The sequence below is a fragment of the Chitinimonas koreensis genome, from assembly GCF_014353015.1.
In the GTDB taxonomy this organism is placed as follows: Bacteria; Pseudomonadota; Gammaproteobacteria; order Burkholderiales; family Chitinimonadaceae; genus Chitinimonas; species Chitinimonas koreensis.
Map to the genome: position 1 here is coordinate 2,549,846 of NZ_CP060704.1, position 13,665 is coordinate 2,563,510.

Here is a 13,665-nt window from a genome sequence, read left to right on the forward strand (position 1 = left end):
CCCTCAGGCCCGGACGGCGCGGTCGAAGCCGACCATGACCCGGCGGCGTTCGTCCCATAGTTTGAGGCCGGCCAGCGACAGGCTGTCGCGCAGCCCCACGCGCGTGACTTCGTGGAACACGGCGTTCTCGCGGTGACAGTCGGCCAGGCGGTAGTTGGGGATGCGGCTGTCCAGGTGGTGGATGTGATGGAAGCCGATATTGGCGGTCAGCCAGCGCAGCCAGGCGGGCAGGTGGTAATAGGACGAGCCGTGCAAGGCGGCGCGCACCATGTCGTGGTCGCCCTGTTTGTCCCAATAGGCGTCGGGGAACTGATGCTGCACATAGAACAGCCAGACGCCCAGCGAGGCGGCGAACGCCATGCTGCCCAGGTGGAAGGCCAGGAAGCTCGCCGCGGCGACGTCGCCCAGCTCGATCACGGCCAGGCCCAGCGCGAGCAGGATGAGATTGGTGGCGTAGATGCTGAGGCGTTCCTTGCGCCAGCCGGCCGGCAGGTAATAGCCGAAGCGCTGGCGCAGGCAGAACAGGATGAACGGGCCGATGCCGAACAGGATCAGCGGGTGGCGATAGGCGCGATAGAGCAGGCGGCGCCAGCCGGGCAGGGCCAGGTATTCCGCCACGGTCAGCATGCGGATGTCGCCGAAGCCGCGCTCGTCGAGTTTGCCGGAATGGGCGTGATGCAGCGCGTGATAGCGGTACCAGCAATGGTAGGGCGTCATGGTCAGGATGCCGAGGGTGAAACCGAGCCATTCGCAATTGCGGCGCGATTTGAAGAAGGAGCCGTGGCCGCAATCGTGCTGGATCATGAACAGCCGCACCGTGAACGAGCCGGCGCCGATGGCGCAGGGAATCGCCCACGGGCTGTGCTGATCCGCCAGGTAAAGGCCCGCGAAATAGAACGCCGCCCAGCCGGCGAGCGATTCGGCCAATTGCCGGATGCTGCGCAGGCGGCAGATCTGTCGATAGCGGGCGGTAATGCCGAGCAATGCCGACCGGGTCGGCAGGATTTCCTTCTCCATGGATGCACCTTTGTTTTTATATCGATGGTCGAGCGGGTTCCCTGCGAGTCCTCCTTCGAATCGCCGATCCGGTTCTGCGGGATCGACCCGCCGGCTTCGACGGCCGAAGCGGTCGATGGCCGGCGGCCTTATCGCGCCGGCGGCGGAGAGGTGGATTCGCCGGGAGTAGGGCGCGCATCCCGCGCCGTGCCGGCGGGATGCGGCCGGGTCCGGATGCCGGGCTAGATCTATGCCGGCGATTGAGCCAGACCAGTTCAGGATAGCGGCCGAAATCGGCGGCCCGGTTCAGGTCGGTATCCTGATTGCGCGGATCGAATACCCACAGCAGATGGGCATAGAGGAAGGATCGGATCGGCGAATGCGGATCTTCCATCGAATCGGCATGGACATGATGCCGGCGATGAACGTCCGCCCACCAGAGCGGCCCGCGGAATCCGCCTGCTGCGCCGAGCAAGGCCAGGATGAATTGGAAGATGCGGGAGGTTTTATAGCTGCGATGGGCGAAATAACGATGCAATCCGCCTTCGACGCCGAAACAGCGAATCAGGAAGCTCGCCGTGGCCAATATGAGTAAAGCAGTGTTCGGGGGTAATGGATGGCGGCCAGTGCGCCCAGATGCAGGATGACAATGCGCAGCTTGACCAGCCCGATGCGTTCGGCTTTTTGAATCACGACATTTTCCTCGCTCATGCGCCTCATCATTTGCAGTGAGGTGCATTTTTTATGTGTATTTGAATCGTTTTTTGAATTCGATGAATTCGGGAAGTGAATGAATTCAGGAAATCATAATGCCATTGCTCATGGCAATGGTCGCGCATCCTAGCCGAAGCGATGTGCCGACGCCAAACGAAATTTGCCTGGTTTGGCTACTGTGTGTCTTAGCAGGCGCTTGATCGTTATCCGTGCGCAACAGCGGCGTCGCGGAACCAGAATAGCGTCGAGGAATAGTGCCGAGCCTCAACGAGCCCCAGGCTATGGACGCGCAGGCCTTGGGATGTGATCCGTTCCGGCAGCTGAACGAGCAGGTCGTGCCTACAACTTGGTGCTCTCTGATGATTCGCATAATGTTTATTATGTCAAGTGATGAAGAGGCGGAAGCAGGCCGCCCACCACGAGACCCGCGCCCGATACGGCGTCGCCAAACTCGATCAACTACGCTCAACAGCCCGGCATTGCCGGGCTTTTTTCATACATGACCGGATGAGGATTTGTGACATGACACTGAAAAACATTCCGCACTGCCCTGGCGTCAATCCTGGTGACGTATGGGCCGTGGCCGCAGCTCAAACGCCCCACGTGCTGGCTAGACGGTATGACGTTCGAACGACTCAGATGCGCGCTTGGCTGTCGGGCGACGAGCCTATGCCTCGGATGCTCTATGAGCTACTGGCATTCCGCGTGCGATGCGTGTTGCCATCAACGGCCGGGCTATGGGCCGGCTGGACGGTCGAGGGAGGCGAACGGCTGAACGGCCCCGGCATAGAGCACCGCGGTGGCATCCACTGGAGCGATGTCTACAACTTGCCGGAATATCGCCGAGCCAACCGACTGGCCGAGCGGCAAGCGGAACTCATCGAGCGGCTGATGAAGGAAAACCGATTCTACCGGCGCCAGTGCGAACTGGAATCGAGACATGCAGGCCTACTGCGTCTGATGATAGACGGACCGCCAAAGCGGCTATAGCCAATGCGGCACAAGCCTCCTAATTAGCGCGAGTTTCCAATTCCAACAATAACGAGGCAGGCTTCGCGGCCAATTAAAGGTTCATGGCTCCCATTCCTCAAGTAACACTTGCACTGACGGCCGTCTGGAAAATAGCGACAAGAGCTAATATTCCAAAGGGAATCGACGAGTCGGCGCTGAACCGAAGAGAGAATGGACGGGTCCGGAACTTTGTAGCCCTGCGTCGGAGAAAGGATTATATCTTCGGGGGATTTTACGTAGCAGCTGCTGCGGTGGCGGGCGGCGTCAGCAGGAATTCTGCAATCAAAAACCTCAAGATCGCGCTGTTTTAAAGACTTAGATGATGTTGACGAAATGAAAGAGTCAGGAAGATTGCAATCCGACTTGTATTTGATTGCATCAGTCGGGTTATTGCAATCTATCTTTTTCACTTTTGCCATAAATTCCGGGTTTGAGTAATCAACAAGAACATCTGAATAGGCGTGCGTCTGAAAAAATAAAGCCAATGAAAAAAAGAAAGCGCGCTTCATGGTCCCTCCCCTTGTGCGTAGTTTTAGAGAGTGTAGCGGCGCCCGCGCAAAAGCTGCCAGCTCAAACCAGCCGCCCCACCTGCAGCACTCCCGCCCCACTCCCTCTAGGTGGCGGAGAGTGCTCCCTACGCCGCCGAAATATCAACGACCGCCCGACGGCCACTACGTGACCGACGGATCGATCGTTGACATTTCGTCGGCTACGGAAGCGGGTGGCCGCATGAGGGGTGGGGGGGTGACCATCCAAAAGGATGGCACCGGCTACCAAGGAGACGCGGCGATGGCAAAGCAAATCTGGACGGCGGAATTCGTGGCTCGGCAACTGGTGTTGCCGTTCGACGAGGAATTCGTGCTCCTCGCGCAGCAGGCCGGCAAGGCCATCAAGCGCAAGGCGGCAGAGATCAAAGTCATCGTGCGCGAGATCGTGCGCGAGGTACCGGTCGAGACCATCAAGACCATCGTGCGCCGCGTGGCCGTGGAAGTCGTGCGCGAGGTACGGGTGGAAGTCGTCCAGACCGTGGAAGTGGTGAAGCCGGCCCCTGCCCTGGCGCCGCTCTCCCCTGTCCAGCATCTCGCAGCGGCATGGCGCGGATTTACTGATTACGTAAGCAAGAAATGGGGACGGAAATGAAGGACAAGCACGACCGCATGACCGTCGGGCTTCCCGGCGTCGAGACCAAGCGCCGGGGGCGCCCGCCCAAGTATGCAACCGACGAGGCGCGCGAGAAGGCGCGGCGCGAGCAAGTACGCAACGCCGTTGCACGGCACCGGACAACAACAGGCGAAGACAACATCGAGGCGCTGCGGCAGGCGGTAAAGCGGATTGCTTGGGAGCTGAAGAGACACGGCAAGGCAAGCGAGCCACTACCGCCGAAATCAAGGATGGAGAACTGGGCGAAAGAGCTTGAGGAGGCGCTAGAACGCAGTCGAAACAAAGGCTGAATTTTTGATTACGTAATGGAAAAAACGCGGAACAGGCCGCACAATCAACAAACCAAGGAGTCCCAAGCACATGAGCACTGTCACGTTCGATACGCACCAGTTCGTCAAGAAGCTAACCGCCGCCGGCGCAAGCGACCAGCTCGCCGAAGCATTGGTCGAAGCCCAGAAGGAAGCCATCGGCGAGGCACTGGGCGCCAAAGAGCTGGCCACGAAGCGCGACCTTAAAGAGCTCGAGATCAAGCTCGAACTGAAGATCGCCGAGAGCAAGGCCGATATCATCCGCTGGATGGTCGGAGCGCTGCTTGCGCAGAGCGGCATCATCGCCGCACTGGTGAAACTGCTGTAGCCCGTCCGCAGCCGAAAAGCAAAAGGCCCCAATCGGGGCCTTTTTGCTTTTAGGACATCGCGACCAAATTCTTACGATTTTCGTAATTCGTGACTAGGTCACAGACCCGTAGATCCAGCATAGACGCGGGCGCCTATGCTGCAGCACAGACGGCGCCATCTATGCCGCGTCGGCTTGAAGGAGCGCAGCTAAGACCGCCACACGTTCAGCGGCCGGCAGCTTGGCGTAGTCGGCAGCCCACCGCGCAGCCTTGCGCTTGATGCGCTGGCGATCGGTGAAATCCCGGCCGGCATAGGTCGCCCAGTGCGCCGCGGCCGGATCGAAGCTCATCCACAGCTTTTCAGTGCGAGGACCGCCCCGAGTCATCACCTGAAATTCGAGCGTGCGCCAGTCTGGCAGCAGCGAGTCATACAAGGCCGACGGATAGCCGGAAACCATGACCGCAGCCCCAGCCGCCGCCCGCTCGCGCAGCTCGAACAGCAAGCACTCGTGATCGGCCGACGTGTACTCGCAGCGGTAACGCTTAAGTGACGTACGCGTGCTGTGTAAGTAGGGCGGGTCGGCATAGATCAAGACGCGGCCAGCGTCGTCATAGTCGAATCGCTGAAGAAAACCGACCGCATCGCACTCGTGCAACTCGATGCTGTGCGAGTCATCCAGCTCGGCCCGGAAGGCATGGATGGCGTGGCCGTCCAGATCCACGCCGATCGATCGAGCAGCCCGAGGCTTACGCAGCATCACCGCGCCGCCGCCAAGATGCGTCTCGATATACGTGTCATGCGGCGGCATCGACGCGATGATCGCCTGATACGCGCCACTAGCGGCTTTCGATCCTAAGTAGCTCATTCAAGATCCCACATAGTCAGATGTATCTATGCAAGATCGAGCTCGCATAGACGCGACCGGCTATGCCGGCCAGCATAGCCGCCGCCGACTATGGTCGACGGCAGCGAGGCTTATAGACACGAGCATCTATGCTCGAGCGAATCAGTAGACAGCCCAGCCGAGCGGGCCTTTGCCCAGATCGCGCGGGAGTGGGGCGCCGTCGGGTTGCTGCGGCACCCGCCGCTGATCCGCGCTTGCAAGCTGCTGCGACTGGCCGGCCGAGGTCGCCGGCGCAGGCCCGTTCGGCTGGAGCCCGCCGCCCTTATGGCTGTCGTCGAACCAGCCGTACCGGACGATTTGCTGGCAGATGTCGAGGCGCATACCCACGATGACGGTGCCCTGCTGCGTGTAGCACGTGCAGCGGGCGGCCTGCCGGGCGGACTGGATGCAGGCCGCCGGCTTGGGCGCGTCCTGCGGCGCGGTGACGCCGTCGTAGACCGGCGCCGTGTGCGGCAGGCCCGCGATCCTGGCCCGGCGGGCGTCGAACCAGTCCTCGGGCCGCGCCGCCCTCGGCCCGCCCGGCCCGCTCGGCCCGCCTTGCGCTCCGCCGCCCGCGCCGCCCTGCTGCTGGCCCTTCGCCTCGCCCCCGCCCTTGTCCCGGTCCATCAGCGCAGCCATGCGCCCCGCGAACATCCCCATCGCCGCCAGCCCACCAGCAACGCACCCCCACCCCAGGCCAGCTTACGCCACGGCAGATCCAGCTTGTGCGTATGCAGCTCGGCCGACACGTACCAGCTATAGACCTCCTTCGGGTACGGCCACGGTCGCTGGACCGCGTCCTTGAAATCGGCGCGGCTCAAGTTAGGCGACGCCGGGCTGAACTCGCTGATCATGGCCCGCTGACCGCCGAACATACGCTTCACGTGGTAGTGCTTCTCGACCAGATCGCGCACGTAGGGATCAATCAACGACGGCCGCTGCGTGATCAAGTAGACGTCGAGGCCGCCGTGACGGTGGGTCGCGACCTTGGCCACGAACTCCGGTACCCGCTCACCGCTTTTCCGCTTCTCGAACAGGTATTGCGCCTCATCGAGCACGACAATCGCACCGGGCGGAAAATCGAACCAGCGCTTCGGGTCTTCGAAATGCTCCCAATCAAGAACCTCCTTGCCCTTATCGGTCAAGTTGATTCCGTTGTAATAAACCTTGCGCTCCTCCTTTGTCGCGCGCTCGTGAATATGCTTGAGCGCAAAGAGAGTCTTGCCGTTTCCCGGAAGGCCGGTAATCAGGATGAACATGGTTTACCCCTTATTCAGACGAGCGCTAATAAAAGAGCCGGCCTTTGACATGCCGTCCATTGCAAGGCGTGCAGCAAATCCCGCGAAGACGATAGAAAAGGCGGTGCCGAGCTTTGCTATTGACGCAATCGCCAGGAATTCGGCAGGCAATTCGGCGATGCGGGCAACGATAAACGCCTTGGCCGAATCAAGGCCGGCTTGCACGCCGGTCATCGTGACGAACGAAATGCCGAGCGCGGCGATGATCCGGCCGACTACAGCGATAACCGCGTCGCTGACCAATAAGCCAACGAGCCAGCGGCCGAGCAATGAAAGAATCGCGGGCATGTTTTACCTCTTTCCGAATGCAATGAATGACGCAATCATCGTCGCGACGATCAACACGAACGGGCCGACCAGTTCGGCATAGCGACAAACGGCAATCCACGGGATTTCGATAGAGCGCTGATAACCCATGATGTCGAGATCGACGCGCCGAGGAGCCGGGCACTCAGCCGAGGCCGTGCCGAATAGCGGCGTCGCGCTGGCGCCGGACATGGTAAAACCGAAATCCATGGTTTCGCCCTGCTTGCTGCCGCCGGGCAGGTATTGCATCCCCGGGTCCTGGCCGGCCAGAGCCTTTTCCCCGGCCTGGACGATGGGATCGGCGCCGCTGGGGGTGAGTGCGCAAATCGTCTCGTGCTGCTGTTTGGCGATAGCACATTGAATCGCATCGCCCGTGCACGAAAAACCCGCCGAGCAACTGCCGCCAAATTGACTCCCTTTGCATTTCAGGTCGTCCTTGAATTGCGTGCAGTACGCCGTCGTCGGAGCTGAGCACGTCGGGTCCGACGGATTCACGGAGCAGTGCTCGACTTGCGTGCATTTAGGCAATGACGGATTGGCAACGCAGTCTTGAACGTCCTTTTCCCGGCATTGAGAATCGTCAGGGTGCGTAGAGCAATACTCAGGCTGACCCGGTACGCATGACGGATGGTCGGGATTCTGGCGACAAAAGTCGGCATTACCAGGAGCGCAGCTAGGCGAGTTCGGTTTCAGTGAGCAATAGCGCTCGCTACCCGGAATGCACGCGTAGGCCTTGGTATTCGCCTTGCAAAATTCCTCGCCACCTTCCGAGCACGTGGCCTCATATTGATGCTGCTTGCAGTATTCTGTTTGATTCGGGTTTTCGGCATCGGCGTGAGCGCAATAGCCATGACCCTGGACATAAGTAAATTTTTGATTTGCCCCGCAATCAGCTTGTGATTGCGGATACGTCATATCGCCATCGGCCGGGTTTTTATCGCCAATCGAATTGCTGCCGCCCTCGCATTTGGCGCCGGTATTAGTGGCGGTGCCGGCGCCAAAAACGCCTTTGGAAATAGTGCCGTTAATTGACTGATAGGCCATGTTGGCGCCTGAAATGGACACCAAGCAACCGCCAATGCACCCCCTGTTGCCGTTGGCTTTTAAATCATCAAGGGTCATGGCAGTCGATTTGTTTTTTAGGTCAGTAGATTGCCCGCTGGTGCACTCCGGTTCAGGCTCAGGATCTTTAGGCGGATAACACATGTCATTCCATGCCAGCTCCCCAGGTAAGCAAGCCTTTGAGGTCTTAACGGTCTGAGTAATCCCGAAGGCGTCGCCCCCTTGGACTAGTCGACAAATGCCGTACTGGCCACCGGCTTCCCATATTTTACTAATTGCAGGGCACAAGTCCTGTGGCGTGCTGCGGCATATGTTAGAGCCGTAGGGGTCGCAATAAACAATAACAGGCGTTTCGGATGGGGCGTGCCCTCGGCAATAATCATACCCAACGGGAAATCCGGCTGGCGTCGACGTACACTCGGCTGCAAAGGCCGAATGAGCCAATAACACCATCGCCAAAATCAAAAATGGGCGAATCAGTCTGAAAAGATAATCCATGCTGCCCCCAAAAACGCCGCCATTACAAAAAGGCCAGACATAATAAGCACCCCAAAAAATAAAGCCCCATCAGGGGCTTTATTCGCGACGGTCGGGATTAACGGCCGCCGAGCGCCGACTTCATCCAGACGAACATCTTGACGACGACCACGATCGACAGTACGGACATGCCCAGCGAAACGATGGAAACGACCACTGCCGCCATTTGCGCCAGGATGTCAGTGAGGTCGATATCGACCGTAAGAGCATGGGCATTCTGAGCGAGCATGAGCGCCGCCGCCGGAGCGGCCACGACACGCAGGATGCGGCCGGTTTCGTTGTCGAAGATGGTGACGAGCTTGTTTTTCATGATGCGATCCTTATTCAGAACGGAAAAGATTACGGAGCTGTTTCATACCAAACGCCACCGCCCAACAGCTCACAATTGCGATGGATACCAGCGCGCCATCACTGGCCGAAAAGGAATTGAAGAATCCGGCCAAGATGGTTTGTTGATATTCGGATTTCGTAATCAATAAATACCCCTGGCACTGGTCAGGGGCGTCCGCCGTCGGTAAGAGCGCGTAGGCCAAGGTGTTGTCGACCATGAGGACGTCGCCACCACTGGTTGCGGCTTGCGCGAGGCGGACACAAATTGGCATTCAAATTTCCCGGAAAAACGGGAAAAGGACGATATACGGCGGATCGATATAATCGATTGCAGTATCGAGCGCGGATTGCTGATTATCGAACGTGCCTGCTTCGGTAATCAGCTTGCAATAGCTGACGTCGCCATCCTCGCTCGGGCACAGGAACAATCCCGTGTCACCGTCCTGCACGATAAAAGCAGGCACGAACATGATTTAGCCCTCGCGCTTGCCGCCGACGGCATCGGCGACCTTGCCGACGTCCTGACGCGTTACCGGCTTGTAATCACGGACCAGTTCGCGCTTGGTCTTACCGTTCGTGACCGTTTCGAGGATCAAATCGGCTTCGTGCGGAAACGGAAGGTGCTGAATCTTGTGGAACAGGTCGGAACTGTCGTAACGGTATTCCGTAGTCGCAAAGCCCTTCGCATTGCCCCGGCTGGAATCCATCGGAACAATCACAAACAGCTTGGTGAAGTTATAAGCAGTCCCTTCAACCGTATCGTTGAAGAAATTGGCGCCGCAGACGGTGACACGAACGGTTTGAGTCGGAACGGCAAAAGACAGCGACATGGCAAAAACTCCCGTGATTAAAAGGCGCTAGCTGATAAACGCGCGCTGGAGCGCTTCTTCCCAGCTCGCAGGGTTAAAGGTGATCGATTCAATCGGCTTGAATTCATCGTGAATGATGTAGCGCGCCATTCGGCCCGGAATAACGTCACGGCGGACCAGCTCCAAAACACGCTCGGCCGAGCCTTCAACGGCTAGCATAAAATCGAGCGCGGGGCCGCATTGGCGCTTAAGCCAATCCTTTACGGCCGTATAAGAGCAATCAGCCTCGCGGCGGTACGTTTCAATTCGAGTTTGCTTTTCTTGCAGAAAAGCGAGGGCGGGATATGCAGCGGCGAGATATTCGCCAGGATGTAGCAGGATTTCGAACGGAATAACGCGGTCAACGGCCTTAAATTCGACCTCGACCCGAACCCAAGGGTGGAACGCATGGCCGAGCTGCATGCCCTTTTCGTAGACGCGAGCGAACTTGCCATTCGCACGATGACCGACGTAAAAGGATCGCCCCTTGCCGGACGGGCGCTTCCAGGCGCCGCGCTCCTCGCAATCGGGCTCCATCACGTGGCAGGTGTAGAGACCGGCCGCGTGATCGGCTTTAGCGCGGTCGACGCTGTACGACTCGCCAGTGAAGTCGTCATAGGCGCAGTCGACCCGCGTTAACCGAGGACACACGGCCTCGAAACGCAGGAAGTCGTAAAGGCGACGCTCCCAGCCCTCCTTAGCGGCGGTAATGCCGGTACCGTTCAGCATCACAAGAACCGTGCCGCGCTGGCCGCCAATGCAAACAGTGCCGTAGCCGTCGCCCAGGTCAAAGGCGTAGTCGTAGAAATTGCGGCCGGACGGCAAGGGGCGAGTGACGGGAAAGCCGAATATGTCGGCGAGACGAGCACTCAGCGCGATGACCATATCGCGCGGAGCTGGAGTGCGAGCACCGAGATTCCAGCAGGTGTCGGCGGAAATCGTGAAGTTAACCCAGTCAAGAATCGCGCATTGGCCAAAACCGGGCTTTCGAACCATCACCTCTTTGACCTTCCCACCGCTCAGCACGATTGAAACGGTCTGGTGGCTATCCGCTCCCCCCGTATTACTGTGGGGGCGGCCGCGGCCGGCGTAGCTGCGACGCTTGGGCGCACAGCTACGCCGGCCGCCGCCGCCCTTCCTTCGCGCTCGGCGTCGGCGGCCTGCTGGCGTAGCTGCATGAGGGCGGTCGGGAACGCATCACGGTCGCCCGATCGAGCGATGCGCACGGCCTCGTCCAGGGTGACGGACTGGTCCAGGAACCAGCGACCCTCGCGCAACTTGCGGTCGCGGTCCTGCTGCTCAGCCGTGTAAGCGCCAGCAGCCTCAAGCTCGGCAAGCTGGCGCTGATCGAGGCCAACGTCACGCGGGTAATAGCTCGGCATCACAGCACCCCGCCGCGAGCAGTACATGCGCCAGCAACGAAGCGGTGAATGTCCTGAATCGCCCAGGTGTAGCCAATGGCGGCGGCCAGCCAGAGGGCCGCCACGGCAAGCATCAGAGCGATGACCGCGCGCGAAGCCAGCGACCACAAGCGAGGCGTAAAGAGGCGTTGCAGGGCTGACATGAGGGGCATTTGGCGGTATCGTCCGTTCAGAAATCTGAAGCATTAATAGCATACAGAAATCTGGATGTACAGAAATCTGGACGGGAACCGCATGACTATCAACGACCTGCTGAACGAAGCGGCAACACAACTAGGGAAGGTGAGCGACGCCACCCTGTCGAAAGAACTCGGCGCATACCAATCGAAGCTCTCCAACTGGAGGCACGGCGAGGGCCAACCTGACCTCTACGCCATCTGGCGACTGGCCGAGATAACCGGCCGGGATGTGATGGAAATCATGGCCATCATCGAGGCCGAGCGAGACAAACGCCCCGAGGTAAAAGCGTTCTTCGAAAAGGTCCTGGAAACAGGGGCTTACAAGAAGGTCATTGCCGCCGGAATCGGCATGGGAGCCATGCTCTCCCCTTTTGGAAGTGGCGACGCCGCAGCCGCCGCGATGACGCACCTCAGCCCCGCCGGCCTTGACGGCGCGGCCATCGCCGCCGGAATGGCAATGTTTATTATGTCAAGTTAAAGGGCCGAAGCAGCCAACCAGCCACACGACAAGCGACCTGCGCGACGTCGCCAATTGATGTGTACCCCACCGCGCCGCTTTATTCGCAAGGTTGATTGTTATGTTATAACGTGACATAAATCTGGTGCGTCCGGCATCTTGAAAAAGTGAAAAAGGAATGGAACATGCAGAACCGACCGGCTGATCGCCGCCTTCCCGTCACCGTCCTCTCCGGCTTTCTCGGCGCCGGCAAGACCACCCTGCTCAACCACGTGCTGCACAACCGCGAAGGTCTGCGCGTGGCCGTCATCGTCAACGACATGTCGGAAGTCAACATCGACGCCCGCGCCGTGCGCGAAGGCGGTGCGCAGCTGTCGCGTTCGGAAGAGCGGCTGGTGGAGCTGAGCAACGGCTGCATCTGCTGCACGCTGCGCGAAGATCTCCTGGCCGAAATCGGCAAGCTCGCCGGCGAAGGCCGCTTCGACTATCTGCTGATCGAATCGACCGGCATCTCCGAGCCGCTGCCGGTGGCCGAAACCTTCACCTTCCGGGACGAGGCCGGCATCAGCCTGTCCGACGTCGCCCGTCTCGACACCCTCGTGACCGTGGTCGATGCGTTCAACTTCTTGCGGGACCTCGGCAGCGAGGACCTGCTTGCCGCCCGCGGCGAAGCCATGGGGAAGAGGACGATCGTACCGTGGTCGATCTGCTGGTCGAGCAGATCGAGTTCTGCGATGTGCTGGTGCTCAACAAGGCCGATCTGGTCAGCCGCGATGAATTGGCGCGCCTCGAAGGCATCCTGGCCTCGCTGAACCCGCGAGCCCGCATCTTGAGCTGCGAGATGGGCCGGGTGCCCCTGCAGTCGGTGCTCGATACCGGCCTGTTCGATTTCGATGCGGCATCCGAGGCGCCGGGCTGGCTCGCCACCCTGCGCGGCGAGGAAGTGCCCGAGAGCGAGACCTATGGCATCGGCAGCTTCGTCTATCGCGCACGGCGGCCGTTCCACCCGCGCCGCTGGTGGAACCTGATCCACCGCGAATGGCCGGGTGTCATTCGCTCCAAAGGCTATTTCTGGCTGGCGACCCGACCCGACTTCGTCGGCAGCTGGTCGCAGGCCGGCGCCGTCTCGCGGCATGGGCGGCCGGAATCTGGTGGGCTGCCGTACCCAGGTCCGAGTGGCCGCAGGATGCAGATGGCGTGGCCATGATCCGGGAACGCTGGGATCCGCAGTTCGGCGACCGCCACCAGGAAATCGTGCTGATCGGAACAGGCATGGATCAGGCGGCCCTGACCGCCGCTTTCGATGCCTGCCTGCTGACGGAGCAAGAGGCAAGCGGGCCGCTTGCGGCATTGGATGATCCGTTCCCGCACTGGGGGAGGCAGGATTGAACACGGCCGACGTCCGCGATCCGCGTATTCCCATCACCGTACTGACAGGCTTCCTGGGGGCCGGCAAGACCACGGTGCTCAACCGGCTGGTACACGACCCGGCTTTTGCCAATACGGCACTGGTTATCAACGAGCTCGGCAAGATCGGGGTCGATCATCATCTGGTCCGCGCTGTAGGCCAATCCAGCTTCGCGGCGAGCCGCTACCCCTGGTCATCCATGGCGTACACGACATGCTGTACCCGGTCGGTACGCTGGACGCCTGGCCTGACGAGTTGCCGCATTCGAGATTGGTCTTCATCGTCGATCAAGTCGATGGACAGGAACTGGAGGCCGATATTCGCCGCCTGCTCGCCTGACGGAGCGGTGTTCTGTATTGCATATAAGACGCATGCCCGAGATTGCTCGACATTTCCTGCGCGCAATTGCTATGTTACGGCGCCGTCAATCTGAATGT

General features: G+C 59.9%; 22 protein-coding genes and 2 pseudogenes. 9 read left to right on the top strand and 15 right to left on the bottom strand.

Annotated features, from left to right (window positions below; all coding sequences use genetic code 11):
* Positions 1 to 3 precede the first annotated feature (3 nt).
* Together H9L41_RS10875 and H9L41_RS26135 are read right to left on the bottom strand one after the other, a co-directional pair.
* Positions 4 to 1,017, bottom strand: coding sequence for a fatty acid desaturase (locus tag H9L41_RS10875; RefSeq protein ID WP_028445944.1), 1,014 nt, complete (start codon positions 1,015 to 1,017; stop codon positions 4 to 6).
* A gap of 16 nt (positions 1,018 to 1,033) precedes the next feature.
* Positions 1,034 to 1,735 (bottom strand): fatty acid desaturase, encoded by a 702-nt coding sequence (locus H9L41_RS26135; RefSeq protein WP_373282106.1) that lies wholly within the window; start codon positions 1,733 to 1,735, stop codon positions 1,034 to 1,036.
* Positions 1,736 to 2,232: 497 nt separating this feature from the next.
* Here H9L41_RS26135 and H9L41_RS10890 point away from each other — a divergent pair, with 497 nt between their 5' ends.
* Positions 2,233 to 2,700, top strand: a complete 468-nt coding sequence (locus H9L41_RS10890) for a hypothetical protein (protein WP_157461939.1) — start codon at positions 2,233 to 2,235, stop codon at positions 2,698 to 2,700.
* A gap of 23 nt (positions 2,701 to 2,723) precedes the next feature.
* Here H9L41_RS10890 and H9L41_RS10895 read toward each other — a convergent pair whose 3' ends face one another.
* The gene (locus tag H9L41_RS10895; protein WP_157461940.1) at positions 2,724 to 3,230 is read right to left on the bottom strand and encodes a hypothetical protein; all 507 of its coding nucleotides are present in this window, start codon (positions 3,228 to 3,230) and stop codon (positions 2,724 to 2,726) included.
* A gap of 235 nt (positions 3,231 to 3,465) precedes the next feature.
* Between H9L41_RS10895 and H9L41_RS10900 the strand changes: the two genes are divergently transcribed.
* The 3 genes from H9L41_RS10900 (at position 3,466) to H9L41_RS10910 (ending at position 4,518) form a co-directional block, all read left to right on the top strand.
* Positions 3,466 to 3,861, top strand: coding sequence for a hypothetical protein (locus H9L41_RS10900; protein ID WP_187523820.1), 396 nt, complete (start codon positions 3,466 to 3,468; stop codon positions 3,859 to 3,861).
* A complete protein-coding gene (locus tag H9L41_RS10905) occupies positions 3,858 to 4,172 on the top strand; it encodes a hypothetical protein (protein WP_157461941.1) in 315 nt (104 codons plus the stop codon). Before H9L41_RS10900 ends, H9L41_RS10905 begins: the two co-directional genes overlap by 4 nt.
* A gap of 70 nt (positions 4,173 to 4,242) precedes the next feature.
* Positions 4,243 to 4,518, top strand: a complete 276-nt coding sequence (locus tag H9L41_RS10910; protein ID WP_028445947.1) for a coiled-coil domain-containing protein — start codon at positions 4,243 to 4,245, stop codon at positions 4,516 to 4,518.
* 159 nt (positions 4,519 to 4,677) lie between these two features.
* On the opposite strand, the gene H9L41_RS10915 is transcribed toward H9L41_RS10910, so the two are convergent.
* From H9L41_RS10915 to H9L41_RS10970, 12 genes are all read right to left on the bottom strand, one after another.
* Positions 4,678 to 5,364, bottom strand: coding sequence for a DNA adenine methylase (locus tag H9L41_RS10915; RefSeq protein ID WP_028445948.1), 687 nt, complete (start codon positions 5,362 to 5,364; stop codon positions 4,678 to 4,680).
* Between the two features lie 141 nt (positions 5,365 to 5,505).
* Positions 5,506 to 6,021 (bottom strand): hypothetical protein, encoded by a 516-nt coding sequence (locus H9L41_RS10920; protein WP_187523821.1) that lies wholly within the window; start codon positions 6,019 to 6,021, stop codon positions 5,506 to 5,508.
* Positions 6,009 to 6,641 carry a zonular occludens toxin domain-containing protein gene (locus H9L41_RS10925; RefSeq protein ID WP_187523822.1) on the bottom strand — a complete coding sequence of 211 codons (633 nt, stop codon included), beginning with the start codon at positions 6,639 to 6,641 and terminating at the stop codon, positions 6,009 to 6,011. The genes H9L41_RS10920 and H9L41_RS10925 overlap by 13 nt, the downstream gene beginning before the upstream one ends.
* 3 nt (positions 6,642 to 6,644) lie before the next feature.
* Positions 6,645 to 6,968 carry a DUF2523 family protein gene (locus H9L41_RS10930; protein ID WP_028445950.1) on the bottom strand — a complete coding sequence of 108 codons (324 nt, stop codon included), beginning with the start codon at positions 6,966 to 6,968 and terminating at the stop codon, positions 6,645 to 6,647.
* Positions 6,969 to 6,971: 3 nt separating this feature from the next.
* Positions 6,972 to 8,108: a virulence factor TspB C-terminal domain-related protein gene (locus H9L41_RS10935; RefSeq protein ID WP_157461942.1), complete on the bottom strand. Its 1,137-nt coding sequence runs from the start codon at positions 8,106 to 8,108 to the stop codon at positions 6,972 to 6,974.
* A gap of 535 nt (positions 8,109 to 8,643) precedes the next feature.
* On the bottom strand, positions 8,644 to 8,895 hold the full coding sequence (locus tag H9L41_RS10940) for a major capsid protein (RefSeq protein ID WP_051318943.1): 252 nt from the start codon (positions 8,893 to 8,895) through the stop codon (positions 8,644 to 8,646).
* A 10-nt stretch (positions 8,896 to 8,905) separates the two neighbouring features.
* Positions 8,906 to 9,133 (bottom strand): hypothetical protein, encoded by a 228-nt coding sequence (locus H9L41_RS10945; protein WP_157461943.1) that lies wholly within the window; start codon positions 9,131 to 9,133, stop codon positions 8,906 to 8,908.
* Between the two features lie 54 nt (positions 9,134 to 9,187).
* A complete protein-coding gene (locus tag H9L41_RS10950) occupies positions 9,188 to 9,385 on the bottom strand; it encodes a hypothetical protein (RefSeq protein WP_028445953.1) in 198 nt (65 codons plus the stop codon).
* Positions 9,386 to 9,388: 3 nt separating this feature from the next.
* Complete coding sequence (locus H9L41_RS10955; protein ID WP_157461944.1) at positions 9,389 to 9,745, bottom strand: hypothetical protein; 357 nt, start codon at positions 9,743 to 9,745, stop codon at positions 9,389 to 9,391.
* A 27-nt stretch (positions 9,746 to 9,772) separates the two neighbouring features.
* Positions 9,773 to 10,759 carry a replication initiation factor domain-containing protein gene (locus tag H9L41_RS10960; protein ID WP_187523823.1) on the bottom strand — a complete coding sequence of 329 codons (987 nt, stop codon included), beginning with the start codon at positions 10,757 to 10,759 and terminating at the stop codon, positions 9,773 to 9,775.
* Between the two features lie 23 nt (positions 10,760 to 10,782).
* Positions 10,783 to 11,145 carry a hypothetical protein gene (locus tag H9L41_RS10965; RefSeq protein ID WP_187523824.1) on the bottom strand — a complete coding sequence of 121 codons (363 nt, stop codon included), beginning with the start codon at positions 11,143 to 11,145 and terminating at the stop codon, positions 10,783 to 10,785.
* The gene (locus H9L41_RS10970) at positions 11,145 to 11,327 is read right to left on the bottom strand and encodes a hypothetical protein (protein WP_169730169.1); all 183 of its coding nucleotides are present in this window, start codon (positions 11,325 to 11,327) and stop codon (positions 11,145 to 11,147) included. The genes H9L41_RS10965 and H9L41_RS10970 overlap by 1 nt, the downstream gene beginning before the upstream one ends.
* Positions 11,328 to 11,418: 91 nt before the next feature.
* Between H9L41_RS10970 and H9L41_RS10975 the strand changes: the two genes are divergently transcribed.
* From H9L41_RS10975 to H9L41_RS24650, 5 genes and pseudogenes are all read left to right on the top strand, one after another.
* Positions 11,419 to 11,841, top strand: a complete 423-nt coding sequence (locus H9L41_RS10975; RefSeq protein WP_157461945.1) for a hypothetical protein — start codon at positions 11,419 to 11,421, stop codon at positions 11,839 to 11,841.
* A gap of 164 nt (positions 11,842 to 12,005) precedes the next feature.
* On the top strand, positions 12,006 to 12,632 hold the full coding sequence (locus H9L41_RS24635) for a GTP-binding protein (RefSeq protein ID WP_265584002.1): 627 nt from the start codon (positions 12,006 to 12,008) through the stop codon (positions 12,630 to 12,632).
* Positions 12,557 to 13,209, top strand: a pseudogene (locus H9L41_RS24640) (GTP-binding protein). Before H9L41_RS24635 ends, H9L41_RS24640 begins: the two are co-directional and overlap by 76 nt.
* A 74-nt stretch (positions 13,210 to 13,283) precedes the next feature.
* A pseudogene (locus tag H9L41_RS26140) lies at positions 13,284 to 13,391 on the top strand (hypothetical protein); the annotation flags it as partial.
* Positions 13,392 to 13,441: 50 nt separating this feature from the next.
* A complete protein-coding gene (locus H9L41_RS24650) occupies positions 13,442 to 13,567 on the top strand; it encodes a hypothetical protein (RefSeq protein ID WP_245589193.1) in 126 nt (41 codons plus the stop codon).
* Positions 13,568 to 13,665: the final 98 nt, after the last annotated feature.